Source organism: Stenotrophomonas sp. Ker107b (assembly GCF_053847245.1).
Map to the genome: position 1 here is coordinate 1458556 of NZ_JBSPHX010000001.1, position 26351 is coordinate 1484906.

The window sequence follows — 26351 nt, forward strand, 5'->3', positions numbered from 1 at the left end:
ACGGCCGCGAGCGCAATGGAACCAGACTAGGGTAAGCCCCGTCGGACATCCGTCAATCGGCGCGGGACCGACGTGTCTCCGGCTGGCGCCGCCCGCCCCTGGGCCCCCGCCACTCGTCCCTTCATCACCGACATCCGGCCCCAGGCCAGGGCCCGCGGGCCTCTGCGGGAACACACTCGCTGGCATCAACCCCGCTGCTGCCGCAGGAACGACCCTCATGAAACGACGCGATTGCCTCAAGGCCGGGCTGACCCTGCCGCTGCTGCCGATGCTGCTCAAGGCCGGCCCTGCCGTCGCAGCGACGCGTGCGAGGGTCCGGCCGGGCGCTGCGGGGTGGCCCGCTGCCGCCGAGTGGGACCGATTGTCGCGTGCCGTCGGCGGTCGGCTGTCGGTGCCGCAGTCCCCCTTTCTCGCTGACGCCGCCACCCGCGCCGCCGCGCTGGAGCAGCTGCAGAATCCGTTCTTCCTCGGCGATGCGCCCGCGCTCACCCAGACCAGTGGTTACTTCGGCGCGTGGCGGTCAGTGCCCAGCGCGAAGGTGGTGGCCGCCGCCAACAGCGCCGATGTGGCCGCGGCGGTGAACTTCGCCCGCACCCACCGCCTGCGGCTGGTGGTCAAAGGCGGCGGGCACAGCTATCACGGCACCTCCTGCGCGCCGGATTCGCTGCTGGTCTGGACCCGCGCGATGAACCAGGTCGAGCTGCACGATGCCTTCGTCGCCCACAACGCCCGCCCGGGCACGCCGCCGCAGCCGGCGGTCAGCGTGGGCGCCGGGGCGATGTGGATCGATGCCTACGATGCGGTCACCACCTTTGGTGGGCGCTATGTCCAGGGCGGCGGCTGCACCTCGGTGGGCGTGACCGGCCTGGTCACCGGCGGGGGCTTCGGCAGTTTCTCCAAAGCGCATGGCACAGCCGCGGCCAGCCTGCTCGAAGCCGAGATCGTCACCGCCGACGGGCAGATCCGCACCGTCAACGCCGACAACGAGCCGGACCTGTTCTGGGCCTTGAAGGGCGGATGCGCGGCGAGTTTCGGCATCGTCACCCGGATGACGCTGCGGACCCATGACCTGCCCGATACCTTCGGCGGCGTCTCCTGCCAGATCCAGGCCAGCGACGACGCCAGCTGGCGGGCACTGGCGGCGGAGATGCTCCGCTTCTACCGCGACACGCTGTGCAACCCGCACTGGGGTGAGCAGTTCACCTTCAAGGACACGCGCCGGCTGTCGATCTCGATGGTGTTCCAGGGTCTGTCGCGCGACGCGGCCGAAGCGACCTGGAGGCCGTTCCTGGACTGGGTCCGCGCCCGACCGGTGTACACGATCACCGAACCCTTGCAGGCACTGGCGATGCCGGCCAGAGACTTCTGGGACGCGGACTTCTTCCGCCAGCACGCCCCTGCCCTCATCGCCGAGGACACCCGCGACGGCGCCTCCTCCCGGCACATGCTGTGGAAGGGCGACCAGGGCCAGGTCGGCTGGTTTCTGCATGGCTACGCATCGGCCTGGTTGCCGTCGGGGCTGCTGGACGATGCGCAGCGTGAGCAGGCGGCCGCCGCGATCTGTGCAGCCGCCGATCACATGGATGTCGGCCTGCACTGCAACAAGGGCCTGTTCGGTGCGCCGGCGGCGGCGCTGGCCGCCAGCCGCGACACGGCCACCCATCCGGCGGTACTGGACGCCTTCGCGCTGGCGATCATCGGCAATGCCAGCGGGCCGGTGTATCCGGGCCTGGGGCGCACGGTGGATGAGCCCCGGGCACGGCGGGGTGCCTTGAACGTGGCGCGCGCCTACCAGGCCCTGAGCGTGGTGGCGCCCTCGGCCCCGGCCTATGTTTCAGAGAGCGACTATTTCCAGAAGGACTGGCAGCAGGCCTTCTGGGGGCCGAACTACCCCCGGCTGCAGGCCGCCAAGCGCCGCTACGATCCGCAGGGCCTGTTCGTGATCCATCACGGTGTGGGCAGTGAGGACTGGAGCGCGGACGGCTTCGAGCGCATCGACGGCTGACGGCGCGTCGGGCAGCGTCTACGCCGCCGCCCCACCCTGGGCCTTGCCCAGCTGGGCGAGCACGCTGCGCAACGCCTGCTGCGCACGCCGGTTCTCCGCCGGCGTGCCGACGGTGATCCGCACCCAGGTGTCATACGGGGCGAACACACGGGCGATGCGCACGCCCTGTTGCAGGAGCCCGGCAGCGACGGCTGCATGGGGGTGCCCGGTATCGACGAACACGAAATTACCGGCCGCTTCGGTCGAGCGCAGGCGCAGGCCGCTCAGGACCTGCTGCCAGTGCTGCCGCTCCGCCGCCACGCTGCGCCGGACCTGGGCCACGTGGGCGGGATCGGCAAGCGCGGCCGATGCAGCCGCCAGCGACAACTGGTTCTGCGCATGCGCGCCGCCGACGCCGCGCTGGCGCAGTGCCCCGGCGAGCGCCGCGGGCACCAGCGCATACCCGACCTGCAGCCCGGCCAGGGCATGGATCTTGCCCAGCGTGCGGAACACCACCACGTTCTGGCCCTGCCGCAGCAGGCGCACCGCGCTCAACGTGGCGGCACCCTCGCGGTAGTCGAGGTATGCCTCGTCGACGATCACCAGCGTGCGCGCCTGCGCGGCGCTCACGAAACGATCGAACTCGGCCCCGGGGCTCAGCGTGCCGGAGGGATTGTGCGGGTTGACCACGAACAGCGCGCGGGTATCCGGCGCGATCGCCGCCAGCAATGCGGGCAGATCATTCTCCAGCCGCGCGTTCAACGGCACTTCCACCGCCCGGCCGCCAAAGGGCCTGGCCGCATCCACCAGGGCGCCATACCCGGGCACGCTGTAGATGAAACCGCCCGCGCCCTGGCTCAGCGCAAGATGCTGGCCCAGTGCTTCGAGCACTTCACCGACGATGACCTGTTCGGGCGCGACCCCTTCCAGCGTGGCGATCTGGCTCTGCAACGCCTGCAGCTGCGCGGCGCTGACATACCGCGGGGCCTCCACCAGCGCGCGCTGTACCGCGGGCCCGACCCGAGGTGACGGGCCGTAGCTGCTTTCATTGAGATCCAGCCGCAGCAGGTCCGTGGTGCGCCCGGCGGCTGTCACGGCTACCGGCGCGGCCGGCGCAGCGGATCCAGCGGCCGGCGCCAGCGCGACCGCTGCGACACTGGTCAGCCCGGCGCGCAGCCAGCGGCGGCGCTGCGGGTCGGCAGGCAGGTGGCCTGCAATCGTGGAACGGGTCATTGGAAACGCGCCTCCAGGCGTGCGTAGTAGTAGGTGCCACTCCAACCGAACGGCGACAGCTCGCTGTACGGGAACACGCCAAAGGTATCCGCGCCGGAGACCTGCGGGGTGGTGGCGATGTTGCGGGTGGGATAGGTGTTGAACAGATTGTTGGCGCCCAGCACCAACGTCACCGTCTCGGTCGCACGGAAGGCGATGTCCAGATCGGTGACCCAGCGCGCCTCCAGCTTCTGGATCACATCGAGATTGCCGGCGGTGCCGGCTTCGGTCGGCAGCGTGCGGAAACGGGTCGAGCCCTGCGCAAAGGCGGCGACATTGGCCGCGCTCTGGTTGGTTGCCGCCACGCCTTCGATCTCGCCATAGCGGTGCGTGCCCAGGTGGAGGCCCCAGCGGCCGACATCCCAGCCCAGCGCGAGGGTCAGGTTGTCGCGCGGCTGGCCTTTCTCCACCCGGGTGCGCTCGGTGACATCGAACAACGGCGTGCGCACGCCGAGCGCGGTCAGCTGCGCCGGGGTCGAGGCGACATGGGTCAGCTCGGTCTTGTTGCGGTTGTACGCGACGGTCGCGGTGAGCCTGCCATAGTCCGCCAGCTCCCAACGGTAGCGCGCCGAGGCGTCCACGCCAGTGGTGCGGGTATCGGCGGCGTTGCTGAAGTAGCGCACGCTGGTTACGCCCGGCGAGCCCAACGCGGCCAGGTAGTCACGGATCGCGGTCGACCCGGCTGCATCAACGAAGTTGCTGGAGAGGAAGATCCGGTCGTCGATGTCGATCCGGTACACATCCACCGACGCGCTCAGCCCACCGATGCCCCAAGTGAGGCCCGCCGTGACATTGGTCGCCTGCTCCGGCTCCAGCGAGCCCGCCCCCAGGGCACGCGCCTCCACCGTATCCACCGGTGCGGTGCGCACCAGCACGTACTCGGGCACCCCGGTCACCGCGTTGTTCAACGTGCGGCTGCTGGTGGAACTGAAGTACTGCTGGGCCAAGGCCGGCGCATGGAAGCCGGTACTGACCGAGGCGCGCACCGCCACCCCGCCGTCGAGCTGGTAGCGCAGGGCCAGCTTGCCGTTGGTGGTACTGCCGAAATCGCTGTAGTCCTCCCAGCGCCCGGCCAGCGAGACCAGGAAGCGATCCGTCACATCGGTTTCCGCTTCGGCGTAGGCCGAGACGTTGTGACGGTGATGGTTGCCGGCGTCCGCCGGCTGGATGCCCGCGAAGCCCTGCGAGCCGATCGTCGGCACCGCGCCGGCCGAGGGGCCATCAAGCACCCGCGCCGGCCCCCAGACGTATGAGTTCCGCTCACCGGGTGAAATGCCGTAGGTATCGCGGCGGAACTCTGCCCCGAGCGCCAGCCGCAGCGGTGCATGCCAACCCAGCTCGATGCTGTTGTTGGCATCCAGATTGGTGGTCCACTGCGAGGCCTCCAGCGCACCGTTGTAGAACGCGGTGGGGCTGGCCGCACCCAGCGTGGCGTTGAGCGTGTTGCGGGTGCGGTAGACCAGCTTGTTGCGGCCGTAGACGCTGCTCAGGTCCCAATGCCAGTCGCCGAGCAGACCTTTGATGCCGGCGCCGAGCGAGGCGTTGGTGCTCTGGGTATCGACCCACGGCAGGAACCCGTCGGGGTAGATCGCGCGCACGTTCTCGACCTGGCCAGCGCGGCGCAGGGAGGCGTTGGAACTGCCCTCGCTTACCCCGTAGCCGCCGAACGCATACGCCTCCAATCCCTCCGCCCAGGCGAGCGGCTTGCGCAGGTTGCCGAACACGGTCTTTTCCACGGTGTCGGCCGAGTCGGCGAAGCGCCACAGGGCATCGCGGTCGATGCTGGCTTCGCGTGGGTCGGCCACGGCACCCGCCGCCGCGCCCCCGATCGGTGCCAGGCCGGTGCCGGAGCCGAAGGTGCCCGACGGCGCCACCGGCGCACCGTTGCGGCCGATCCCGAAGTACTGCTGACGGGTATCGGGCAAGGCGCGGTTGGCTGCCTTGCGGTCACGATAATCCCAGGTGAGGTGCAGGCCGCCGCCGTCGGCAAAGGCCACGCCGGTGTCCAGGGCGACGGCCGTGGTGCCACCACCGCCATCGCGGGTGGTGCCGCGGCTGACCCGCCCTTCGAAGCCGGCATCCTCGCGCAGCACGATGTTGATCACCCCGGCAATCGCATCGGAACCGTACTGGGCAGACGCGCCATCACGCAGTACTTCAATCCGCTCGATCGCACTCACCGGGATCGCATTGAGGTCCGTGGAGACCGCGCCTTTGCCCACCGTGCCGCCGGTGTTGACCCACGCACTGGCATGCCGCCGCTTGCCGTTGACCAGCACCAGGGTCTGATCCGGCGAGAGCCCGCGCAGCGTCGCCGAGCGGATGTGGGTGTTGCCGTCCGGTGTGGTCGGGTGCGGGAAGTTGAACGAGGGCAGCAGCGACTGCAGGATCTGGCTGATATCGGTGTAGCCGCTGCTGCGGAGGTCCTGCGCGCTCAGCACATCGATCGGCACCGGCGATTCGAGCACGGTGCGGGCCTGGGTGCGGTTGCCGAGGACGGTGAGCTGGTCGAGCTGGGTGACCGCCGGCGCATTTGCCGCGGTTTGAGCATGGACCGGAACGGCGGTGAACAGGCTGGCAAGCACGGCGACGGACAGACGGCGACGTCGCAGCACGGTGGCGCGAGGATTCATGGTGGTTTCCGCAGAGGTCGGGCGTTACGCCCGAAGAAGACGATGAGGCGGCGCAGGCGGTACGTCAGCGGCGACATCGCCGTGGCAGGTACGGAGCAGGCAAGGCAGGTTCCCCCAGGTGACCTGGAGGCACTTGTTGCAAACTTGTTGCAGAGCGTCAATCCACCGCGGGGCGTGCCCCCGCGCGGGTGGAATGGCGTGCAGGGCCGCCACCGATCAAGTGCTTGATTTGATTCACTGGGGCCCGTCTTTTTACCGAAAGCGCCCTTACACACCTGCATATCCACATAGCCAACGGTGCTCGGGCAAGGCACCGGAACGCAGGATGCATCCAGCCGGCTGCGCACGCGTGACGATCGATACGTGCGCTGGCGTACGTGCTGGCGTAGCCTGCGCGCAGCCTGCCCGCCAACGGAGATCGCCCTGTGATTCCGACCACGCCCGCCCGCCGATTCCCCGCCCTGCTCGCACTCGCCATCGCCGGGACCCTCACGCTTGCATCCACCGGGGCGCATGCACAGGCGCCGACCACGGCGGCCGCGCCCGCCGCCGACGTCGGGTTCAACGCCCTGCTCGATGCGCAGACGATGGCCGCGATCAACGCCGACCCGGAACTGCGCACCATGCTCGGCATCAGCGGCGATGCCGGCGGTGATCTATCCGGCCAGCTGACCGACGTCTCGCTGGCCCGGCGCGAGATCAACCGCCGCTTTCTTGTCGACAACCTGGCGCAGATCCGTGCATGGAAAGGCGCACCGCTGGACCCGCAGCAACGCCTCAGCGACGGCCTGGCGCGCTGGTTCTACCAGACCCAGATCGATCTGATGGCCGTGCCATGGGCCGCGGCCTGGTTGCCGGTGGGCGGCAGCACCTACGCGATCGACCAGTTGTTCAGCCTGCCGGTCAACCTCCCACAGTTCATGGACAACCAGCATGCGGTGACCGACGAGACCAGTGCCCGCCGCTACATTGAACGGCTGCAGGCGATGGGCACCAAGCTGGACCAGGTCCGCGCCAACGTCGACATGCAGGCCCAACAGGGCGTGGTGCCGCCGGCGGTTGCGCTGGAAGGCGCGGCCAACCAGTACCGTGCCCTGCTGAAACCGGCGCCGCAGGACAGCCTGTGGGTGCAGTCATTGCAGCGCAAGCTGGACAAGGTGTCGTCCATCCCGGCGGCCCGTCGCGCTGAACTGATCGCGCAGGCCACCGCTGCGGTGCGCGACGCGGTGAACCCGGGGTATCAACGCCTGCTCGACAACGTGCAGGCCACGCTGGCGACCCACCCCGGCAACAACGGCGTGTGGGCACTGCCCGAGGGCAAGGCCTACTACGATGCGGCCCTGCGCTGGTACACCAGTACCGACCTGGACGCCGATGCCATCCACCAGATCGGCCTGCGCGAAGTGGCGCGGCTGGACACGGCGATGGATGACCGCCTGAAGCAGCTGGGCCTGCGCGAGGGCAGCGTGGCCGCCCGCATCGAACAGCTGCGCAAGGACCCGCGCTACCTGTATGAGGACAGCGACGCCGGCCGCAGGCAGCTGATCGGCGACATCGAACAGCGCCTGCGCGCTCTCGATCCGATCCTGCCCACCTACTTCGGCCATCTGCCGACGCAGAAGCTGTTGGTGCAGCCGGTACCCACGCACATGCAGGCCACCTCGCCCGGCGGCTACTACTACCCACCGGCGATGGACGGCTCACGGCCGGGCACGTTCTTCATCAACCTGGGCGACATCACGTCCAATACGCGTTGGAGCATTCCCACCCTCACCTATCACGAGGGCTCGCCGGGGCATCATTTCCAGATCTCGATCGGCCAGACCCTGACCGAGCTGCCGATGCTGCGCCGCAGCCTCAATCCGAGTGCGTTCAGCGAAGGCTGGGCGCTGTATGCCGAGCAGCTGATGGCCGAGACCGGTGTGTACCGCGATGACCCGGCCGGAGATCTGGGCCGTCTGCAGGCCGAGATGTTCCGCTCGGTGCGGCTGGTGGTCGACACCGGCCTGCATCGCAAACGATGGACACCCGAGCAGGCCATCAGCTACATGCAGGACAAGACCGGCATGACCCCGGCCGATGTGCGCATCGAGGTCTACCGCTACCTGGTGCAGCCGGGTCAGGCCGCCTCCTACAAGATGGGCCAACTGCGGCTGCTGGAACTGCGCGAGCAGGCACGCCGGGAGCTGGGCGACCGCTTCGACATCCGTGCGTTCCACGACCTGATCCTGGGCAACGGGGCCATGCCGATGACGGTGGTCAGCCAGGCCGTGGACGCCTGGATCGCCGCCGGCGGACCGGCCTCCCCCCGGACACCGTGACGCCCCTGCACAGGTGCCGGCCGCCGGCCGGTGCCTGCGTATAAATACCTAGCGCGTTACCGTGTAACTCCGGTTGTCCACCGCGTGGGCGGTGCGCAGAGTGTCAAACAGGGTCGGCCCGTCGCGCGCCCCACCGACGACACTCTGGAGACTGTCATGCCGCGCACCTCATCGTGCCTGCTGTTGGCGCTGGTCCTGGCCGGACCGCTGCTCCTGCTTGCTCCTCCGCTTGCGGCGCAGCCCGCAGCGGCCGGCGTTGATCCCCAGGCCGTACAGGCACTGACGCGCATGGGCACGGCCCTGCGCGCGCTGCCGCACTTCACCCTCAACGCCACCACCAGCACCGAGTACGTGCTCGACGATGGGCAGAAGATCGCCCTGCCCGGCACCGTGGCGTACCGCGTGCTGGGCCCGGACCACTTCTTCGTGGAGATACAGAGCGAGGACCAGCACCGCCAGCTGTTCTACGACGGCAAGGCGCTGACGATCTACTCGCCGCGGCTGAAGTACTACGCGACGCTGGATGGCCTGAACAAGAGCAGCCAGGCGCTGTTGACCGAATCGGCGACGACCTATGGCATCGAGTTGCCGCTGGCCGATCTGTTCCTGTGGGGCACGCCGGCGTTTCCGACCGATCAGCTGCACTCCGCACTGCGCATCGGCAGCGCCCGCATCGGGGGCGAGGCAACCCAGCACTACGCCTTCCGGCAACCCGGGGTGGACTGGCAGGTCTGGATTTCCGACACGACCCACCTGCCCCGCCAGCTGGCGATCACCAGCCACAGCGATCCCGCGTTGCCCACCTACCAGGCCACGTTGAACTGGGATACGCGGCGCACGGTGACCGCCAAAGAGCTGGCGTTCGATCCCAAGGGTGCGACGAAGATCGTGTTCGTACCGGTCGCGCTGGCCGTGCAGACCACTGACGGGGAGAACTGAGCATGGACCGTTCCACTTGCCTGCGCGCCGCGCTGGCCCCGGCCCTGATGACCCTGATGCTCGGCGCCGCGCTGCTGCCAGCCGACGCCGACGCGCGCCCCGGGCTGCGCGGTTTTGCCCACCCCTCGATCGCCCATGCCGGCGGCTTCGGCGGGGGTGGCATGCCCCACGGCGGCGGTGGATTCACCCCGCACCCGCCGGGGCCTGGCCCCGCTCCGCATCCCGGCCCGGGCCCGCGCCCGGAGCCGGCCCCGCATCCTGGCCCGGGTCCCGGTCCCCACCCTGCTCCGGGGCCGGGACCCGGGCCGGGACCTCATCCTCCAGGCCCTGGACCTGGACCTGGGCCTGGGCCTGGACCCGGGCCGCATCCGCCCGGGCCACCCCCTCCGCCGCCCCCGCCGCCGTACTGGGACCATCCGTTCTGGGATGCTGCCGCGTTCACCGCAGGCGTGGCCGTCACGTCGGCCGTGATCGGATCGATCGTCTACTCGCTGCCGGTGGACTGCAGCACGGTCGTCGTCAACGGCATCGGCTACCAGCAGTGCGACAACGCCTGGTATCAGCCGCGCTATGCGGGCACCACGGTGCAGTACATCGTCGTGGATGCGCCGCGATGAGGTGTCGGCGGCATCCGGCCTGGCTGGCGCTGCTCGCCCTGCTGGGTGCCGCGCCCCTCGCCGCACAGGAGGCGCCGGCCGGGTCGGCGTCCTCCGACGACATCGCACGCAAGCTCGCCGATCCCGGCGCGGCGCTGATCTCCGTGCCGTTCCAGTACAACTACCAAGGCTCGGCCGGGCCTGGCGGCGACGCGCACAACCCGCAGTTGAAGATCCAGCCGGTGATTCCCTTCGTGGGCGAGAACGGCAAGTTCATCCTGCGCCCGATCCTGCCGCTGAGCTGGAACCAGTTTCCGCAGGACAAGCACGGCACCGGGGACCTGTTCGTGCAGGGGTATTACATCCCCAGGACCGCGGCGGAAGCGCACGGCACCGAATTCGGCTACGGCTTCGCCGCGCTGCTGGATACCGCCTCGCACGACAGCCTCGGTACGGGAAAATACTCGCTCGGCCCCGCCTTCATCCTGGTCCACAAGACCAAGGCGTGGACGGTCGGCGCGCTGGCCAACCATGTCTGGTCCGTTGCCGGCGATGATGACCGCGAGGATGTGAGCAGCACCAGCGTGCAGCCATTCGTCACCCGCAATCTGCCCGATGGCTGGTCACTCAGTGTGACCTCGGAAACCAACTACAACTGGAAGGCCGCCAGCAGCGATGCCTGGACGGTGCCGCTCGGCGCCACCGTGTCCAAGGTACTGCGCGTGGGACACACCCCGGTCAGCGTGGGTGTCGGCGGCTTCTACAACGTGGACCGGCCCCAGTACGCCAGTCGCTGGACCGCGCGCCTGACCGTCACCCTGGTGTTCCCCGAATGAATCCGGCGCGGTGTACCGCGCGCGCCCTGCAGAGTATCCACGTGGAGAGACCTTCATGCACGGACATCCCTTGATCTGGATCGTCAGCCTGTTCGTGCTGCCGCTGGTGGCGGCGCTGGTGCTGAGCCTGTTCGTCCGCCACCGCGGCATCAGTGCGAACGCGGTGCTGGCCTGGTTCGTGATCGTCTGCTGGTGCGGCGCGCTCGGGGTGATCCTGTCACAGGTCTGGTGACCTGCGCTGCCAGCATCACAACGACTGCCCGAGTTCAATGAAGATCACGTTCCGGCCGCCTTCGCGGAAGCCCATGCCGAAGATCAACGGCCCGATCCAGGAATCAAAACCCAGGAACAGGCTGCCGTTCCAGATGCCGTCACTCAGTGACATGTCGCTGCGCCGCTGCCAGGCATTGCCGTATTCGACCGTGCCGCCGACCTGGGCCGAGCGCCCGAGCAGCTTGCCCAGTTCATAGGTGTAGCCGGCAAAGCCCAGCGCGTAATCCTGGCCGGTCAGTTCGTTGTGCTGGAAGCCCGCAAGCCGCCACCGCCCCCCCAGACGATACAGGTTCTGCACGGGCGCCTCTCCCGAGGAGGTCACGTGGTAGCGCAGCCCCAGCTGCACGGCATGCTTGCCGAAGGACCTGGCCGCCACGGCATCCAGGTCCAGCTGCCCGAACCGGGCGTCCGCACCCAGGCTTGGGCTGGATTGATAGGTGCCCGCGTTGACCAGATAGCCGTCACGCGGGAAGTAGAGGCTGTCGATATCGTCCAGCGTTGCCTGCGCAATCCATGCGCCTTCCTCGAAATCCACGCGCGGAATCGATGGGTCGCCGACCTCGATCTTGGCATTGCCCCGGTAGCGCTCCACGCCGGCGGTGAGTGCCAGCACATTGGAGACATTGCGCACCGCCGCCACCGTCGCACCGGTGCGACGCACACGGTAGAGCGCGGTCTTGTTGCCGTCATCGTCGTACAGATTGAAGCTGCGGGTCTGGAATCCGCCGCCCACCTGGAACGCATACCGGCCCTGCAGATCGAAGGGATGGTAGTACTGCCCGGTCAAGGCCGGCTCATTGCCGATCTGCAGCACCACGCGCGCTTCGGCGCCATAGGCCGACAGCGGCGAGAACAGCAGGCCCGCGCGCAGATTGCTCTGGTGGCCGCCCTCCAGATCGTTGCTCAGGCTTAGCCCGGCCTCCAGGTAGGCCGGCCCATTGGGCTTGGCATACGCGGAGACCACCACCCCGGTGCGCCCGTCGCGCCGCTTGACCTCGTAATTGATGCTGGCCAGCGTGCCCATGCCGTACGCACGCAGCACCCCATCCTGCATCGCCGCGACATCCAGCGGCGCACCGATCTCGACCGGAAAATAGGACAGCAGCAACGCATCGGCATAGCCGGTGTGGTTGTCGACCTCGACGAACGCGATGCGGTCGGAACCCACCGGCCGCTCACGCTGCGCACGCTGCAGCACAAGACGGTCGTACGTCTCCGGCGGCTGCGCGAAGGCGAGCAGTGCCGGGGCGGCCCGCTCCGCTGCCACCTGGCCGATCTGCAGGGCCTCGGGTGCCTTGTCGAAATCACCCGTCGCCACCTTGCCGGTCAGGTCCGGGGCGATCAGCAGATCCTGCTGGCCCAGGCTGTCCAGCTGCTGCTGCGCGCTGCGGGTGGTCAGAAATCCGCTGAGCTGGCTGATCACATCGACCAGGCTGGCATCGCGATCCAGTGCGCTCAGCGGCGTGCCCACATCGACCGCGATGACCCGGTCAGCGCCCATCGCGCGCACCACGTCGATCGGCACCTGGTTGGACAGCCCGCCATCAAGCAACACCTGATCCTGGATCACTACAGGGCGGAAGATGCCCGGCAACGACATGCTCGCACGCATCGCCATCGCCACGCTGCCTTCGGCCAGTACCACCGGTTTGCCGGTATTGATGTCCGTGGCCACGGCCCGGAACGGGATCGGCAGGTCATCGAAGCGGCCACTGACCCGGCTGCCGCCGGTCGCGCGCTCGAACAGCGCGATCAGCTTTTCGCCTTCGGAGACCCCCGCGGCAAGGGCGACTGCCTTGCCCTCCCCGCCCAGCCCGATGCCGATCGGCGCCAGCTGGGCGTAGTCATCCGCCTTGCGCCGCAGCGAGCGATCCCGCCGCGGCAGGGTGTCGGTGAACAGACTCAACCATTCGGTGCTCAGGACGAGCTGCTCGATCTGCGCCGGGGTGGAGCCGGAGGCGTACAGTGCGCCGACCAGCGCGCCTGCGCTGGTGCCGGCGATGCAATCCACCGGGATGTGCAGCGCTTCGAGCTGCTTGAGGATGCGCACATGCGCGATGCCCCGGGCGCCGCCGCCGCCGAGCGCCAGGCCGATACGGGGCCGGGTGTCGCCCGGGGCGCGCTCGCCACAATGCATGGCCCCCACCTGCATGACCACGGGCACGGCGGGCTCGGCGGCTTGCATCGGCGATACCGTTCCCGCCGCGCACAGGCAGAGAACCGCAAACCTGGTGGCGCGTGGTCTGCCTCGGCCGGTACGCATCAGCGCCATGCGCTGCCCACCTGGATGTAGAAGGTGTCGTCTTCCGGGCCCCAGGCATAGTCGACGCCCACATGCATGCCCAGCTGGCGGGCGATCAGATACCGCACCCCGGCCCCTTTGGAGACCTGGCTGGCGCCATCGCCGAAGCTGTTGTGGCGCCCCCAGGTGCGACCCGCGCCGACGAAGCCGATCAGGGCCCAGCGCTGCGTCAGGTTCCAGCGCAGTTCGCTCTCCAGCACCGCGGCGCGGGTGTCCTGGTAGCGTGCCGAGCCGATGCCGCGCAGATCGATGTAAGGCAGGCGGTAGAACGGGATATCGCCGTTAGCCCAGCGGGCATCTGCGCGGCCACCAAGGACCAGGTATTTGCCCATCGGCCAGTAACCGTACGCGTGACCGCGATAGCTCTGGAAGCTGGCATCACTGCCAATGCCGGGCAGGTAGAAATTGCCTTCGACCATGCCCAGCCAACCGCTGGACGGGGTGAACGGATTGTCGCGGGAATCGTACTCCAGCGAGAGGCCCAGCCCGGAACTGCGCTTGGACAACTCGTGCGGCTGGAACCGATCGCTGTCCGAGGCGATGTCGAAGCCGAGGTCCAGATCCATGTAGATCCAGGCCAGACCAAGATACAGATCGCGCTCGCCCAGACGACGGAAGCCCTGCTGGAACGACATCACGCCATCGACGTTGTACTCGATCTTCTGCGCCGGCAGCAGCGTGCCAGGGGTGTAGAACCCCAGATTGAACGACGCCTTGGCCACACCCCCACGGTAGCGCCAGCGGTCATCGTCGAAATGCAGCGATGCACCCACCCCGTAGGCCTCGCTGCCGTTGGAGGTGCGCATCGCGCCACCTCCATAGATGTTGGGTGTCACCATCTTTGGTGCGCCACCCTCGCCTGACGGCTGCGTACCCGACGGGCGCTGGAAGAATGCCAGTGCCACTCCGCCCCCGTTGCCGACAGCAGGATCGGTGATGATGATCGGAACGGGCAGGAAGCCCCGGTGTTCAAGCAGCCACCGCGACATGTCGAAATGGCCGTCCTCAGCGTCACGGAACATGCCGGCGTTCGAAGGCGTCGCCGTCACAGGCGCCGTCGCATCGGCATCCGTCTGCTGCGCCGATACGGCCCACGACATTGATGCACCCAACAACACAAGCAAGCGGACGGCATGGCCGATCGGCACAGGGCACCTCAACGGAAGGGTGTAGAGCGCGGGCGCGTGCCGGTGGGAAGGGGGAGCCCGGCACGGGCCCACGCGGGTAACGTGTTTCAGGTGGTGCCGCGCGGGATCAGCGCGCCGCAGTCTTGCCCGGCGGGAAGCCGACGAACAGCTTGTCCAGCCCGGCTTCAACCGCAGCGTTGACCTTGTCCGGCGAGCTCGGCACGGTGCCGCTGGCGGTCCCGCGCCAGACCGCCTGCTTGGTTTTGGCATCGAACATGTCCACCACCAGCGTGCCCACGTCATAGGTATGCACAGTGGTGGTGGCGCTGCCCATGGCCATGCCGCCGCCCCAGCCACCGCCACGCCAGCCCCATCCCCCCATGCCGGTGCCGCTGTAGAAGGTATCCAGGGTCTGCTTCTGGCCGGTGGCGATGTGCGCGGCCAGCGCGATGTCACCGTTCGGCGCTTCACGCAGCCCCTTGGCCTGCAGGCGTGCGTTGATGCCATCGATGATGCGCTGCTGCACCAACGGCGAGCTGGCCTCGGGCTTCAGCGCCCAGGTGTAGGTTTTGTAGGACGCGAAACTGGCCGACGGATCGAAATCGGTCTTGACGGTCGGTGTGGACGCGCAAGCGACCAGGGACGTGGCCAGGACAGCGAGGGCAAGGGCTTTCATGACGCGAGTCTCCAAGGCATGGATGGAAAGACGCGCTGCGGTCGCAGCCGTCCTGTGACAGGTGGAACAGGCGGATCAGCGCGGTGGATTGATCACCACGTACTGCACCGTGGTGCCGGCATAGCGCGGTTCGTACCAGACGTTGCCGCACTGTTGGTACGCCATGCCGTTGATCACAGTCGTCACGCAGCTGGGCGGCACCGAATTGACGATCGAACCGATCACCGCCGAGGTCACTGCCACACCGGCGGTGACGGCCGCTGCGGTGGCGAAGGGATGATCGTCCCAGTGGTTCCAGTGATCGTCGTGGTAGTTGACGTCCACGTTGACGTTGCGGTTGACGTTGCGGTTCACGTTCCGATCGACGTTGCGGTTGTTGTCGATGTTGCGATTCACATTACCGCCGTGATTGATGTTTCCGCCCTGGGCGCGCTGCGCCGGGCGATTGATGCTGGTGTGGGCACTGGCACGCGCACCACCACCATGCAGGCCGGCGCGCTGCGCGCTGGCGGGCGTGGCGACTGTGAGCAGTACCAGCAGCGCCACCCCTGCAAGCAATGACGAGGCCACGAAGAAACGTCCGATCACAATACGCATCTCAGTTCTCCTGCTCAGCATCGACAACGGCCACGGCGACCGGAACCAGTTTGATCCGCGACGCGTCTGCCGGCGGCTTGAACGCGAACGCCGCAGCTGGTACGGGGGTGCGGGTATCCCACCGCAGCTGCGCGCGATACTGCGGCAGTGCCGGGTCGTCCAGTGAGGTGATGATGAGCTTCTTGGGCAGCGACGTGGCCTTGCTCACCCACAGCTGCCAGTCCACGCCGTCCTGCTTGAACGCATACTGCTCGATCGCTTCGCCGTCGACCGTGCCACCGCCAACATGCAGCGCGCCGCGGATCGCGGTCTTGGGCGCCTTGTCGGTGCCCCACAGGAACATGTCGGCCAAGGGCATATCGATGCCGTAGCGGGTGGACGCGTCTTCGACCAGCTCACCCAGCGTGCTGCTCAGCCCCTCCACCTGCGCGTAGTACTTCAGTCGCGGTGCGTACACCGACAGCGCCTTGCCGTCGTAGAACAGCTGGCGTAACTGGCGATCACTGCGAAGCTCCAGGAACAGCTGGTTCGGTGCGCGTACTTTGTAGGTCACCACCCCATCCAGCTCCACCTTCTGACCATCGTCCAGCACGATTTCCATGCTGGCATCGGAGGTCAGTGAGAACTGTTTGAGCGCACGCAGCGCGGCGCCCATGCGGTCCAGCGCGGCCAGTGCCTCCGGGTCGCGCTCCGGCGTGGCGGCAGCCGTGGCAGCGGCAGGCGGGGCTGGCGCTGCCGGGGTGCGTGCAGCGCCGTGCGCTGCCGGCGCCAAGAGCGCCAACAGCAGGCAGCTGGTCCATACCGCGGAATGGGATGCAGGTGACATGACCAGGACTCCATGAAAGAGGGGCACGGCGCGGCTCAGAAGCCGCCGCTGATGGACAGGCTCCAGGGATCGCCCTCGAAGCGGTTCTTGACGCTGAACTCACCGATGTAGCGGAACGACACGTCCACGTGCTCGCCACCGGACCACTTCTTGCCGTAGGTCAGGACCGGGCCCAGGCCGAAGGCGCGCCCCTTGAATCCGTTGAGGCGATCGGCGGTGTCACCTTCGTCGTCCTGCAACTGCTGGATCCAGCCGCCGGCCGCGCCAAAGCCCCAGCCACTGGGCGTGCGCTTGACCAGCAGCACATCGGTACGCGCCACCACGCCGTTCTTGTAGTCGGTGTCGTCATTGCGCCCGTACCAGTCCAGGGCGCCCAGCACGCTGAACTCCAGCGTCCCTTTCTGGAACAGATGCGTGTAGCCGACGCTGGGCGACACGGTCCAGACGTTCATGCCGGGGTTGGCCAGGCGGCTGGGGTCGTACTTGGCGGTCGGTGCGTACACATACACGCCGAACGAGACATGCTGCACCGGGTCGATGTGGTAACCGGCAATGACCGGCGCGAAGTACACATCGAACAGATTGGACGCACTGTCCTTGACCTGCCGCCGTCCGCCCAGGGGGCCCGTCAGGTTGGCGGTCACGTCGGCGGTGACATACGGCACGGTCAGCATCGAGGCGAAGTTCCACTTGCCTGCCTGGGTCGGCCACACATACACGCCGGTAGCGGCGGTCAGGCTGACATCGGCCTCCAGGCCGAGCGAGATCTGTCCGGCGATCGGTGCCTGCCGGTTGCCGCTGATCTTGCCGTCGTAATGGATGTAGCTCAACGACCACTGCATCCCCGGCTCGGGCGGGATCACACCGGCATAGGACGTGATCTGCATCCCGGTGATGGAGCGCCCCATCGCACCCTCGGTCGCGCCTGCAGGCACCGCCGCCAGCGCGGCAAGCAGAGTCAATGCGACCGCCAAAGGCGTGTGCCGTCGGGTGTGGCGGCGCGGTTTCAGGACAGGGATGGTCATGGCGTGGCCCTCCAGAGCGGACACGGTTGCGGGGTCATGGGCGTCAGGGTGGGCCGGGCACTGCCTGGCGCTGGTGCTGGTGCTGGCGCTCGCGCACATCGGCGATGTCGCGTTCCAGGAAGTAGTTCAGGAAGGTGCGGATCACCGCGATCGCCGCCAGTTGTCCGATCGCGTCCCAGCTGGTGTAGATCGAGGATTCGATGATGTCGGCCGCCAATTGCATGGTGAGACCTGCGACCAGCCAGCGGCCGTAGGACAGCCACAGTTCGCGCCGCTCCACATTGGTGGGATGGCCACGCAGCGCCAGGCGCAGCGCGTTGACGAACACCACCGCAGTGGCCAGGGTGATCAGGGCCAATGCCATCGCATCGATGATCACCACCACCGGCTCGGTGAGCGCGACCAGCCACGCCTTGAGAGGAGACATCATCGGAGCTCCGGTAACGGGGTCGATCCTGGCCGGCGCGGTTCATCCGCGCTCCACGCAGCGGAAACCCAGATGGCAGGTGGCGGTATCGATCGGCTGCGCCATGCGCGCCGCAGGGCGATAACGCTTGCAGTAATTCGGCGCGCACAGGTGCGAGCCACCTTTCATTACCCGGCGTGGGACCGCGCTGCGATCACGCGGGTCGTGGCTGCGTTCGCGCAGCCCCCCTCGCGGATTGTCGATCGCGCAGCACGGTTTGCTCTGCAGCTGGTCATGCTGCTGGTACCAGTCGCTGGTCCACTCCCAGACGTTGCCGATCATGTCGTACAGCCCATACCCGTTGGGTGGGTAACTGCCGACCGGCGAGGTCCAACGGTACCCGTCCTCATCCAGGCTGTGCCAGGGAAACTCGCCCTGCCAGGTATTGGCCTGATGGCGTCCGTCCAGCGTCAGGCTGTCGCCCCAGGCGAACTCACCGCTGTCCCGGCCACCGCGCGCGGCGAACTCCCACTCCGCTTCGGTCGGCAGATCCTTGCCCATCCAGTGCGCATACGCGAGCGCATCGGCGAAGTTCACGTGCACGACCGGATGATCGTCCAGGCCCTGCAGGCTCGAGGCCGGTCCGCGCGGGTGTCGCCAGTCTGCGCCGGGGAGGTAGTGCCACCAGTTATGCGTGTTGCCCAGATCGACCGGGTGCGCCGGCTGCACGAACACCACCGAGGCTGGCTGAAGCAGTGCCGGATCGGCACCGGGGTAGTCGCGCGGATCGGCGGCCTGCTCGGCAGCCGTGACGTGGCCGGTCGCGCGTATGAAGCGGGCGAACTCCCGGTTGGTCACCGGGTAGCGATCGATGCGGAACCGCCCTACCCGCGCCTTGTGCGCGGGTCGCTCCTCGGGATAGTGGTCGTTGGAGCCCATGCTGAAGACCCCGCCGGCCAGCTCGATCATGCTATCGGCCACGACACTCATGCGAACGGCGCCACGTTGAAGGTCATGCTGACGATCGCCAGCAGGCCCAGCAGCCACAGCAGGCCGGCGGTGATCAGGGTCAGCGAGATCGGGTAGTGACTCTCCCCGTGGATCAGGCCTTCGCGGATCATCTCCTCGCGCTCGGCACGCAGGCCCTGCATGTAGCGGATGTGATAGAGGATGCCGAGGGTCAACAGAACCATGCCGAGGCCGACCAGCGCGATGCCGAAGTTGCGTGGCGCATGCGGACGCAGGCCGACGCCGGGCACCTCCAGCATGTGGCCGAAGAACTGGTAGATCGTGAAACCAAAGCCGATCAGCGACAGCGCCGTGCGGATGATCGACATCAGCGTGCGGTCCGCGCTCATGCGCGTGCGCTGGAATGACATCCCGGTGCGCCGCGAGGAAAGCTCCATCGAGGTGGCATCGGCCCCCCCCAGCAGCGTTTTGGCCTGCTCGATGGTGCGCGCACGCTCGGTCAGCTGCTCGCGGGGGTCCTGGGCACTCATCGGCGGGTCGTCTCGTGAGGGTGTCATTTGCGGCGAAGGAAGTGGCTGGCGATGCGGGTGATCGGGCCGCGCAGGATCAGATACGGCAGGAACCCCAGCACGACCGCGATGACGAACGCCTCGACCGGATACTTGAAGCCGCCGAACATGCGGAACTGGTAGATCACATCCATGCCGACCCCGAGCAGCAGAATGCGGGCAGTCGCGGTGACCCCTTCGCGCCAGGCGACCAGACGGTCACCGGCCGAGCTGTGCGCCATCAGCCAGGCGTAGGGCGCCTTGCCGGCCTTGGCGTCCTTGATGCCATCGATCAATGCTGCGATCAGCGCCATCGTCGGCTGCAGGAAGAAGCGGAAGGTCATGGGGCCGTCCGCGCGATCGATCATGTCGGTCCAGAAGCGCGTCAGAATATCGATCACCAGGAGCATGGGCGGGATCCTTGCGTCAGGCCTCCAGCTTGGGCGTCGCGCCTGCGCTGCACAATCGAGATTAGTACTGCATCGCCCCCAGTATTTTTACTGCGTTCAACGGCTTGGAATGCAGCGCTATGCTGCCTGCTTCCGATGTCGTGGGGCATGCCGGCGATGCGATCGAGCCAGCACCACTATTCCCTTATGCGCGGCGGGCTGGTGCACCGTCTGCTACAGGCAACCGGCGCACTGCATGGCCGTGCCCGGGTGTCGCTGTGGGTGGCCGGCATCCTGCTCGTCGTGTCGTTTGGTCCCATGCTGGTGCTGGCTGCGCGGGCCGGCACGCTATGGCCACAGCCACCCCGGATGGCCCTGCTCGGCGATTACGCCACTCTGGCCAGAGTGCTGCTTGCACTGCCCTTGCTGGTGATCGCAGCACCACGTTCGGACGCGTTGTTGCGCAATGCCTTCCGCCAGCTGACCCACAGCAGTCTGGTCCCGGCCCGACGCCAGAAACGCATGGATGCCCTGCTCGCCAAGGTCCGACACTGGCGCGATGGCTGGTTGCCCGAAGCGCTCTGTGTGCTGATCGCATGGGCCCCGCTGTTGTTCGGGGGTGACAGCGTCAGCCTGCTGCCAGGGGTAGCGGACTGGCGCCTGGAGCACGGTGTCCTGACCGCGGCCGGCCACTGGTACGAGTGGGTCGCGGTGCCGCTGTTCCGCCTGGTGGCCCTGCTGTGGCTGTGGCGCTTCGTGCTCTGGACATGCGTGCTCTGGCGCCTGCCACGCAGCGGCCTGGTGCTGCACGCCGAGCATCCCGATGGGGCCGGTGGGCTGGCCTTCCTCGGCCTGGCCCAGGAACGCTTTGCGGTGCTCGCGCTGGCGGGCGGGCTGTTGCTGGCCGGCGCCTGCATCAACCACGTGCACTACCTGGGCGACAGCCTTTACGACCTGCGGCACCTGCTTGCCGGCTACGTCATTGCCGCCACACTGGTCCTGGTCGCGCCGTTGCTGCTGCTGATGCCGACGATGATGCGGACCAAGCGCCACGCGCTGTACCACTTTGACGCGTTGGGCAATCGCGCCGCCGACCTGTTCGACCAGCGCTGGCCCTCGGCGCAGTCACCGGATGCGGGCAGCGAGTCCCTGCTCGATCATGGTGATGCCTCGGCGTTCGCGGATTTCAGCGGCGTCTATAAGGGGCTGGCGTCGATGTCGGTGCTGCCGATGACGCGCTGGAACGTGCTGTGGATCGCCCTGCACGCGATCCTTCCCCTGCTGCCCCTGGTGCTGTTGGCGATGTCGGTGGACGAACTGGCGCGCAAGCTGATCGGCATCCTGGTCTAGGCCGGCGCGATCAGCGTCGACGCAGCCCGCGCAGCGAGCGCGACACGAACGCTTCGCCCTTTACGGCGGCCGCAACGGCCTGCAGCAGGTCATCGCCCGCATCGGATTTGAGCACGTAGCTGCAGGCGCCCAAGGCCATCGCCTGGGACACCATCTGCGGTTCGGCGTGGACCGTGATGAACACCACGCCCAGCACCGGCCGCTGCAGCCGCAGCTGACGCGCGGCCTCCAGACCGTTCAATTCCGGCATGCCGATATCGGTCACCACGACGTCGGGCAGCATGCTCTGCGCCGCCTGCACGAGCGAGGCGCCGTCCTGGACCAATCCGATCACCTGGAACTGCTGGGCAAGCAGGCCGCGCAACTGGCGTCCCATCGCGCATCCGTCTTCGGCCAGCAGCACACGGACAGCATTCATCGCATTCGCCAGTTCGACGCCTGTTCCGATGGTGTGGGGCGGGCGCTACGGGAACAAGGGCAAAACAACGGGACACGGGCAAGTAAATCTACTTGCCCGTGTCCGGCGCGGCCTGTTCAGTGACGGATCAACCCTTCCAGCTCGGCCTTGCGGACCAACTCCAGCGTGCCGTGCACACCCAGCTCCTGCATGATCGCGTACTTGTGCGATTCGATCGTGCGCACCGACACGCCCAGTTCGTAGGCGATCTGCTTGGAACGCAGGCCGCGGGCCACGTACTCCAGGATTCGTAGCTGCTTGTCGGTCAACACATACTGAGAGCGGCCGGACGACACGATCGCGTTGGCGGCCAGCGTCGGGGTGACATAGGTCTGGCCTTCCATCACGCCATTGATCGCCCGTACCAGCTCGTCGCCGGCCGCGCTTTTGAGGATATAGCCGCGCGCACCTGCACGGATCGCCTCGGCAGCCATGCTGGATTCGTCATGCATGGTCAGGAACACGAACGGTGTCAGACACCCTTCGCTGCGGACCTGACGCATCACATCGATGCCACTGAGGCCGGGCATGCTGATATCGGACACCACCACGTCCGGTGCCTCGCGATGCAGCGATGCCAGCAGTTCTTCCCCCGACGACACCAGCACGATCGATTCGAAGCACTCCATCAACAATCGTTCGATGCCCTGTGCGACCAGGATGTGGTCATCGGCCACGACAACTTTACGGAACGGCACCGCCACTGCCTGCGCGCATGAAACGCCCATCGCATTGCCTCCATTGGCGTCAATCATCCCCTGATTGAGCTGCAGATGCGGATCGATTCCATTGCCCCTGCAACGCGCCGAACATGCGCACATCGCCGTGATGGGGCCGTGATATTTCCCATGCGAAACAATGACATTGGACGTACTCGTTCAGTCCATTGTTCAGCGTCGCAGCGTGTCCCGCGGACATTCACCAAAGACATTCCGGTACATGACCGAGAACCGCCCGAGATGACCGAACCCCAGCCGCAGGGCGATGTCCGTCACGCTCTGCCGTGCATCTGCCTGCAGCAGCGCACTGCGGACGCAGTTGAGCCGGGCCAGCTGGTGCCAATGGCACGGGCCGTGTCCGTAGGCATCACGGAACAGGCGCTCGAGCTGCCGCTCTCCCACGCCCAGCGCCAGTGACAGGGCTCTGCTGTCGAACGGCCGATCCAGGTGAGCTTTGAGGTACTCCTCGGCGCGCCGCACCACCCTGTCGCGGTGGCGTTCGAACCAGCTGCCATCCGCACGCCGCGCCGGCCCGGCATCGGCCGCACTCACCGCGTCGACGAACGCCCCCAACAACAGTGCCGCCTGCGCGGCAACCTGCTCGGAGGTGACCACACCCGTCCAGCTGGCGGCCGCATCGAGTGCCTTGAACACCCCATAGCGCAACCCATAGGCCTCTGCCGGTGCCGCCGGGCGGCTGCACCAGCCGCTGCGTGGCAGACGCAGTTCGCGCCCAATCCGCGCCACCGCTTCACGCTGCAGCACCTCGCGTGGAATCAGCAGCACGGCCCACTGCCAGCCACCGGGACTCGGGCGCACATTGAGCTCGCTGTCCTCGGCGAACACCATCACCTGCCCGGCGGGAATCCAGCGTCCGTTGGCCCACATCGGCTGTTCGCAGGACACCGCCATCGCCAGCGCGACCAGCCCTTGGCCGAAGCTGCCGCTGGCGAAGATCGGCAATGTGTAGGCACCGCTGTCCAGGCTGAACTCGGGAAACACCAGGCGCTGCAGGCACGCCCGAAAATGCCCGGCCGCCAGCAGCCGCTGCTCGAAGCGGGTATCACGCACCACACCCAGCAACGCATCGGCATCGAACCCGTCGACGACAAAGCGACTATACGGGGCCATCGGTTCGTCCATGCCAGCTCCTTGGGCAAGTCGGAAATCGGATAGCGCGCGGGGGAACAAGCTGTTTAGATCGACCCGATTGTGGGGCGGAAGCGACATCACGACAACCGGTCGCGCAGTATCCCCCACAAGCGTGAAGCGCATCACATCGAGACGCCTCCGCGGATCGACCCGAGCATACTCACGCCCCGCCGAGGTCTACGTGCACGTCAATGCGACCGTAAAGCACATTGCTGCTGTCGATAGCACCACCGACATTCCGCCGGATGACCCCGCCAACCCAGCCCCGTCCACACGCACCTCACCCGCGCTTCGCGTCACCCTCACACGGGTGGCGCCGCTGCTGCTCGGCTGCCTGCTCGGACAGTTGCTGCCGACCCTCGCCCAGATGCCCGGCTTCCGTCTGCACGTGCTGTGGATTCCGGGACCGTTGCTGCTCGGCTGGCTGTTGTTCACCCCCCGCGCGCAGTGGCGCACCTGCATTCTTGCCGCCTGTGCGGGCACCGGGGTGGCCTTTGCCTTCGCCCCGTTTCTGGGGCTGACCCACCTGATCGCCAGCGCGGGTGAGTTCGCGCTGGTGATCGGTGTGGCATGGCTGTTGCTGCGTTGGCGTGGGGATCGTGCGCCGTTGGAGGGCTACCGCGATATCGGCCTGTTCGTGCTGGTCGGCTGTGTGGCACTGCCTGTGTGTGTGGGACTCTGGCAGGCGGTGCTGCTGTCGGGCCATCGCACCGGCGCAGCGTCAGGTGCGATCGGTGCACTGTGGCTGTGCAGCGCGGTGAGCTATCTGCTCATCGTGCCCTGCCTGGTGAACGTCGCGCGCGTCCTGCAGACACCGGAACGGCGTGATGGATGGCAGTGGCGGACGGCGGTGATCGCGGTGCTGCTGCTGGTGCTGCTGGGCCTGGTCTGGGGTGTCGACTGGGCGGACGGGGTCATGACGCCCCTGCTGGTCCTTACGCCGATTCCGCTGCTGGTCTGGGCCTTGATCGTCCTGGGCGTCTCGGGGGCATCGGCCTGCATGCTCATCGTGGCCGTGCTCGGCATGCAGTTGAGCATGCAGGACATCGGCCCGTTCGCCCTCTGGACCACCGACCACAACCTGATCACGGCCCAGGTCTGGACCCTCGGCACCGGCTGCGCCCTGTTGTTCCTCGGCGCGCTGTCGGAGCAGCGGCTGTCCAACCACCTCAAGCTGAAACAGGCGTATCGACGGCTCGGCGAAGTGACCGGACGCATGCTGGTGGTCCAGGAGGAAGAACGCACCCGGATCGCACGCGACCTGCACGACGACGTCAACCAGTCGCTGGCGGCGATCTCGATCTGCCTGAGCGCGCTGCGCAACCAGATACCCGAAACGGAGCGGCACCGTGTGATCGACCTGCAGGATCAGCTGCTGACCGTGTCCAACGACATCCGCTCCATTTCGCATGAACTGCATCCCAGCATCCTGCGCTTCACCGGCTTGGCCAGTGCACTGGATGCGTTCTGCATCAAGCGCAACGCCCGTGGCGCGCTGCGTGTGCGCTGCCGCATCGATGACCTGCCGCGGCTGCGCGACGACCAGGAACTGAGCCTGTTCCGGATCATGCAGGAGGCAGTGAACAACGTGGACAAGCATGCCCGTGCGCGCGCCGCGCAGATTCTGGTCACGGTGCGTGGCGAGCAGATGGTGCTGCGCGTGGATGACGATGGCATCGGCATGCCGGCAAGCCATGGCCCGGCAGCGCCCGGGCTGGGCATGATCAGCATGGAGGAGCGCGCACGCCTGCTCGGCGGGACCCTGCAGGTCAGCGCCAGTCCCCTCGGCGGCACCCGTATCGAGGTGCGTTTTCCGCTGTCCGGCACCGTCCGTTCGATACCGCCACTGCGGAGCGCCGTTCACCAGTAAAGATACTGATGGGGACCACGTAGAAAGGCGGTTGTACGCGCGCCGCGGGACCGACAGAGTGAGCCGACACCCCTGCGGAGCGCCCGTATGCACAGGATTGCCTTGCCCTCCTTCCGCCGCCACAGTGCCGTTGCACTGGTCGTGGCCGTCACGCTCGGCGGCTGCAGTACCGCCCCGCCGCTGTCGACCGCACCCGCGCCGCCTGCGCCGACCACCGCTCCCGCGCCGGCGCCCGTTCCGGAACTGCGCCCTGGCGTGCCGGCCGGTTACCTGGGTCGCGCCCTGCCCGACAGCCTGGCACTGCTGCCGCCGCCGCCAGCCAAAGGCTCGCCCGCATTCGCCAACGATCAGGCCGTCCATCGCGCGGCGCAGCAACTGCGCAGATCACCGCGCTATGCGCTGGCCACCACCGATGCGGACCTGCGCTTCCCGCAGGTTGCCAACACGTTTTCCTGCGCGCTGGGGGTGCCGATCAGCCAACAGACGTCACCGGCGCTCTATCTGCTGCTGCAGCGGACCCTGGTGGACGCCGGCCTGGCCACGTATGCGGCCAAGGACCACTACAAACGCACCCGCCCATTCGTGTTCTTCAAGGAAAACACCTGCGCGCCCGCCGATGAGGCGTCGCTGCGCACCGATGGTTCCTATCCCTCCGGCCACACCGCGATCAGCTGGGCCTGGGCGCTGGTGCTGACCGAGCTGAGCCCGGGCCAGGCCGATGCGCTGCTCGCCCGTGGCCGCGCTTTCGGCGAGAACCGGCTGATCTGCAACGCGCACTGGCAGAGTGACGTGCTCGAGGGCCGTGCCGTGGCGGCCGGCGCCGTGGCGATGCTCCACGCCAATGCGGATTTCAATCGCGACATGGCGCTGGCCCGTGCGGAAATACAGGCGTTGCGCAGCAACAGCGTCGAGCCGACCGGCTGTGACGCCGAGAAGGCCGCGCTCGCGGTGAAGATTCCCGGGGTGCTGTAGCCGTCGCGCCGCCTCGACGCGATCCTCACCTGCGCGTGACGAAAAAATATAGTGCGGAGGTACTGCATCCGCCGGCCCACTCCCGCCGTAATTGAAGGTGCGTCATACCGGC

At 67.5% G+C, this 26351-nt stretch carries 24 protein-coding genes; 9 read left to right on the top strand and 15 right to left on the bottom strand.

Translation table 11 applies throughout. The features are described from left to right. The first annotated feature begins 217 nt into the window (after positions 1 to 217). A complete protein-coding gene (locus tag ACWV8V_RS06650) occupies positions 218 to 2005 on the top strand; it encodes an FAD-dependent oxidoreductase (protein ID WP_455899291.1) in 1788 nt (595 codons plus the stop codon). 18 nt (positions 2006 to 2023) lie between these two features. Here the strand turns inward: ACWV8V_RS06650 and ACWV8V_RS06655 are convergent, their stop codons facing one another. Then, positions 2024 to 3217: a pyridoxal phosphate-dependent aminotransferase gene (locus ACWV8V_RS06655; protein ID WP_455899292.1), complete on the bottom strand. Its 1194-nt coding sequence runs from the start codon at positions 3215 to 3217 to the stop codon at positions 2024 to 2026. Further along, positions 3214 to 5889: a TonB-dependent receptor plug domain-containing protein gene (locus ACWV8V_RS06660; protein ID WP_455899293.1), complete on the bottom strand. Its 2676-nt coding sequence runs from the start codon at positions 5887 to 5889 to the stop codon at positions 3214 to 3216. The genes ACWV8V_RS06655 and ACWV8V_RS06660 overlap by 4 nt, the downstream gene beginning before the upstream one ends. A gap of 425 nt (positions 5890 to 6314) precedes the next feature. On the opposite strand from ACWV8V_RS06660, the gene ACWV8V_RS06665 reads away from it, so the two are divergent. The 5 genes from ACWV8V_RS06665 to ACWV8V_RS06685 all read left to right on the top strand — a co-directional run bounded on the left by ACWV8V_RS06665 (position 6315) and on the right by ACWV8V_RS06685 (position 10813). Then, positions 6315 to 8210 (top strand): DUF885 domain-containing protein, encoded by a 1896-nt coding sequence (locus tag ACWV8V_RS06665; RefSeq protein ID WP_259259875.1) that lies wholly within the window; start codon positions 6315 to 6317, stop codon positions 8208 to 8210. A gap of 156 nt (positions 8211 to 8366) precedes the next feature. Next, positions 8367 to 9149 (top strand): DUF2092 domain-containing protein, encoded by a 783-nt coding sequence (locus ACWV8V_RS06670; RefSeq protein ID WP_259259874.1) that lies wholly within the window; start codon positions 8367 to 8369, stop codon positions 9147 to 9149. 449 nt (positions 9150 to 9598) lie between these two features. After that, entirely contained in the window at positions 9599 to 9766 is a 168-nt protein-coding gene (locus tag ACWV8V_RS06675; protein ID WP_221180332.1) for a DUF6515 family protein, read from the top strand. Continuing rightward, positions 9763 to 10581 (top strand): hypothetical protein, encoded by an 819-nt coding sequence (locus ACWV8V_RS06680; protein ID WP_455899294.1) that lies wholly within the window; start codon positions 9763 to 9765, stop codon positions 10579 to 10581. The genes ACWV8V_RS06675 and ACWV8V_RS06680 overlap by 4 nt, the downstream gene beginning before the upstream one ends. 55 nt (positions 10582 to 10636) lie before the next feature. Further along, a complete protein-coding gene (locus tag ACWV8V_RS06685) occupies positions 10637 to 10813 on the top strand; it encodes a hypothetical protein (protein WP_184997109.1) in 177 nt (58 codons plus the stop codon). A 15-nt stretch (positions 10814 to 10828) separates the two neighbouring features. Here the strand turns inward: ACWV8V_RS06685 and ACWV8V_RS06690 are convergent, their stop codons facing one another. The 10 genes from ACWV8V_RS06690 to ACWV8V_RS06735 all read right to left on the bottom strand — a co-directional run bounded on the left by ACWV8V_RS06690 (position 10829) and on the right by ACWV8V_RS06735 (position 19740). Continuing rightward, a complete protein-coding gene (locus tag ACWV8V_RS06690; protein WP_455899295.1) occupies positions 10829 to 13039 on the bottom strand; it encodes a patatin-like phospholipase family protein in 2211 nt (736 codons plus the stop codon). A gap of 77 nt (positions 13040 to 13116) precedes the next feature. Next, a complete protein-coding gene (locus ACWV8V_RS06695; RefSeq protein WP_259259869.1) occupies positions 13117 to 14178 on the bottom strand; it encodes a BamA/TamA family outer membrane protein in 1062 nt (353 codons plus the stop codon). A 232-nt stretch (positions 14179 to 14410) separates the two neighbouring features. Further along, positions 14411 to 14959, bottom strand: a complete 549-nt coding sequence (locus ACWV8V_RS06700; protein WP_259259868.1) for a DUF4136 domain-containing protein — start codon at positions 14957 to 14959, stop codon at positions 14411 to 14413. A gap of 75 nt (positions 14960 to 15034) precedes the next feature. Next, positions 15035 to 15556 carry a hypothetical protein gene (locus ACWV8V_RS06705; protein ID WP_259259867.1) on the bottom strand — a complete coding sequence of 174 codons (522 nt, stop codon included), beginning with the start codon at positions 15554 to 15556 and terminating at the stop codon, positions 15035 to 15037. 1 nt (position 15557) lies between these two features. After that, positions 15558 to 16382 (bottom strand): DUF2092 domain-containing protein, encoded by an 825-nt coding sequence (locus ACWV8V_RS06710; RefSeq protein ID WP_259259866.1) that lies wholly within the window; start codon positions 16380 to 16382, stop codon positions 15558 to 15560. A 35-nt stretch (positions 16383 to 16417) separates the two neighbouring features. Then, positions 16418 to 17407 (bottom strand): SphA family protein, encoded by a 990-nt coding sequence (locus ACWV8V_RS06715; RefSeq protein WP_259259865.1) that lies wholly within the window; start codon positions 17405 to 17407, stop codon positions 16418 to 16420. A gap of 43 nt (positions 17408 to 17450) precedes the next feature. Further along, a complete protein-coding gene (locus tag ACWV8V_RS06720) occupies positions 17451 to 17837 on the bottom strand; it encodes a DUF1622 domain-containing protein (protein ID WP_455899296.1) in 387 nt (128 codons plus the stop codon). 39 nt (positions 17838 to 17876) lie between these two features. After that, positions 17877 to 18803: a formylglycine-generating enzyme family protein gene (locus ACWV8V_RS06725; protein ID WP_259259863.1), complete on the bottom strand. Its 927-nt coding sequence runs from the start codon at positions 18801 to 18803 to the stop codon at positions 17877 to 17879. Beyond that, a complete protein-coding gene (locus ACWV8V_RS06730) occupies positions 18800 to 19312 on the bottom strand; it encodes a YidH family protein (protein ID WP_455899297.1) in 513 nt (170 codons plus the stop codon). Before ACWV8V_RS06730 ends, ACWV8V_RS06725 begins: the two co-directional genes overlap by 4 nt. 23 nt (positions 19313 to 19335) lie before the next feature. Next, entirely contained in the window at positions 19336 to 19740 is a 405-nt protein-coding gene (locus ACWV8V_RS06735) for a hypothetical protein (RefSeq protein WP_259259860.1), read from the bottom strand. 201 nt (positions 19741 to 19941) lie between these two features. On the opposite strand from ACWV8V_RS06735, the gene ACWV8V_RS06740 reads away from it, so the two are divergent. Then, positions 19942 to 21069: a hypothetical protein gene (locus ACWV8V_RS06740; RefSeq protein ID WP_455899298.1), complete on the top strand. Its 1128-nt coding sequence runs from the start codon at positions 19942 to 19944 to the stop codon at positions 21067 to 21069. Between the two features lie 10 nt (positions 21070 to 21079). Here the strand turns inward: ACWV8V_RS06740 and ACWV8V_RS06745 are convergent, their stop codons facing one another. From ACWV8V_RS06745 to ACWV8V_RS06755, 3 genes are all read right to left on the bottom strand, one after another. Next, positions 21080 to 21487, bottom strand: coding sequence for a response regulator (locus tag ACWV8V_RS06745; RefSeq protein ID WP_123729443.1), 408 nt, complete (start codon positions 21485 to 21487; stop codon positions 21080 to 21082). 116 nt (positions 21488 to 21603) lie between these two features. Then, positions 21604 to 22254 (bottom strand): response regulator transcription factor, encoded by a 651-nt coding sequence (locus ACWV8V_RS06750; protein WP_259259858.1) that lies wholly within the window; start codon positions 22252 to 22254, stop codon positions 21604 to 21606. A gap of 162 nt (positions 22255 to 22416) precedes the next feature. Next, positions 22417 to 23388, bottom strand: a complete 972-nt coding sequence (locus tag ACWV8V_RS06755; RefSeq protein ID WP_455899299.1) for a helix-turn-helix domain-containing protein — start codon at positions 23386 to 23388, stop codon at positions 22417 to 22419. Positions 23389 to 23707: 319 nt separating this feature from the next. On the opposite strand from ACWV8V_RS06755, the gene ACWV8V_RS06760 reads away from it, so the two are divergent. Both ACWV8V_RS06760 and ACWV8V_RS06765 read left to right on the top strand, forming a co-directional pair. After that, a complete protein-coding gene (locus tag ACWV8V_RS06760) occupies positions 23708 to 25267 on the top strand; it encodes an ATP-binding protein (RefSeq protein WP_455899300.1) in 1560 nt (519 codons plus the stop codon). Between the two features lie 96 nt (positions 25268 to 25363). Beyond that, on the top strand, positions 25364 to 26239 hold the full coding sequence (locus ACWV8V_RS06765) for an acid phosphatase (RefSeq protein ID WP_455899619.1): 876 nt from the start codon (positions 25364 to 25366) through the stop codon (positions 26237 to 26239). The last annotated feature ends 112 nt before the right edge of the window (positions 26240 to 26351 follow it).

Excerpts from the sequence above, each read along its gene's own strand:
- ACWV8V_RS06650 (WP_455899291.1), top strand. The coding sequence starts at position 218 with ATGAAACGACGCGATTGCCTCAAGGCCGGGCTGACCCTGCCGCTGCTG.
- ACWV8V_RS06655 (WP_455899292.1), bottom strand. The coding sequence starts at position 3,217 with ATGACCCGTTCCACGATTGCAGGCCACCTGCCTGCCGACCCGCAGCGC.
- ACWV8V_RS06660 (WP_455899293.1), bottom strand. The coding sequence starts at position 5,889 with ATGAATCCTCGCGCCACCGTGCTGCGACGTCGCCGTCTGTCCGTCGCC.
- ACWV8V_RS06670 (WP_259259874.1), top strand. The coding sequence starts at position 8,367 with ATGCCGCGCACCTCATCGTGCCTGCTGTTGGCGCTGGTCCTGGCCGGA.
- ACWV8V_RS06680 (WP_455899294.1), top strand. The coding sequence starts at position 9,763 with ATGAGGTGTCGGCGGCATCCGGCCTGGCTGGCGCTGCTCGCCCTGCTG.
- ACWV8V_RS06685 (WP_184997109.1), top strand. The coding sequence starts at position 10,637 with ATGCACGGACATCCCTTGATCTGGATCGTCAGCCTGTTCGTGCTGCCG.
- ACWV8V_RS06690 (WP_455899295.1), bottom strand. The coding sequence starts at position 13,039 with ATGCAAGCCGCCGAGCCCGCCGTGCCCGTGGTCATGCAGGTGGGGGCC.
- ACWV8V_RS06695 (WP_259259869.1), bottom strand. The coding sequence starts at position 14,178 with ATGTTCCGTGACGCTGAGGACGGCCATTTCGACATGTCGCGGTGGCTG.
- ACWV8V_RS06700 (WP_259259868.1), bottom strand. The coding sequence starts at position 14,959 with ATGAAAGCCCTTGCCCTCGCTGTCCTGGCCACGTCCCTGGTCGCTTGC.
- ACWV8V_RS06705 (WP_259259867.1), bottom strand. The coding sequence starts at position 15,556 with ATGCGTATTGTGATCGGACGTTTCTTCGTGGCCTCGTCATTGCTTGCA.
- ACWV8V_RS06710 (WP_259259866.1), bottom strand. The coding sequence starts at position 16,382 with ATGTCACCTGCATCCCATTCCGCGGTATGGACCAGCTGCCTGCTGTTG.
- ACWV8V_RS06715 (WP_259259865.1), bottom strand. The coding sequence starts at position 17,407 with ATGACCATCCCTGTCCTGAAACCGCGCCGCCACACCCGACGGCACACG.
- ACWV8V_RS06720 (WP_455899296.1), bottom strand. The coding sequence starts at position 17,837 with ATGATGTCTCCTCTCAAGGCGTGGCTGGTCGCGCTCACCGAGCCGGTG.
- ACWV8V_RS06725 (WP_259259863.1), bottom strand. The coding sequence starts at position 18,803 with ATGAGTGTCGTGGCCGATAGCATGATCGAGCTGGCCGGCGGGGTCTTC.
- ACWV8V_RS06730 (WP_455899297.1), bottom strand. The coding sequence starts at position 19,312 with ATGAGTGCCCAGGACCCCCGCGAGCAGCTGACCGAGCGTGCGCGCACC.
- ACWV8V_RS06735 (WP_259259860.1), bottom strand. The coding sequence starts at position 19,740 with ATGCTCCTGGTGATCGATATTCTGACGCGCTTCTGGACCGACATGATC.
- ACWV8V_RS06745 (WP_123729443.1), bottom strand. The coding sequence starts at position 21,487 with ATGAATGCTGTCCGTGTGCTGCTGGCCGAAGACGGATGCGCGATGGGA.
- ACWV8V_RS06750 (WP_259259858.1), bottom strand. The coding sequence starts at position 22,254 with ATGGGCGTTTCATGCGCGCAGGCAGTGGCGGTGCCGTTCCGTAAAGTT.
- ACWV8V_RS06755 (WP_455899299.1), bottom strand. The coding sequence starts at position 23,388 with ATGGACGAACCGATGGCCCCGTATAGTCGCTTTGTCGTCGACGGGTTC.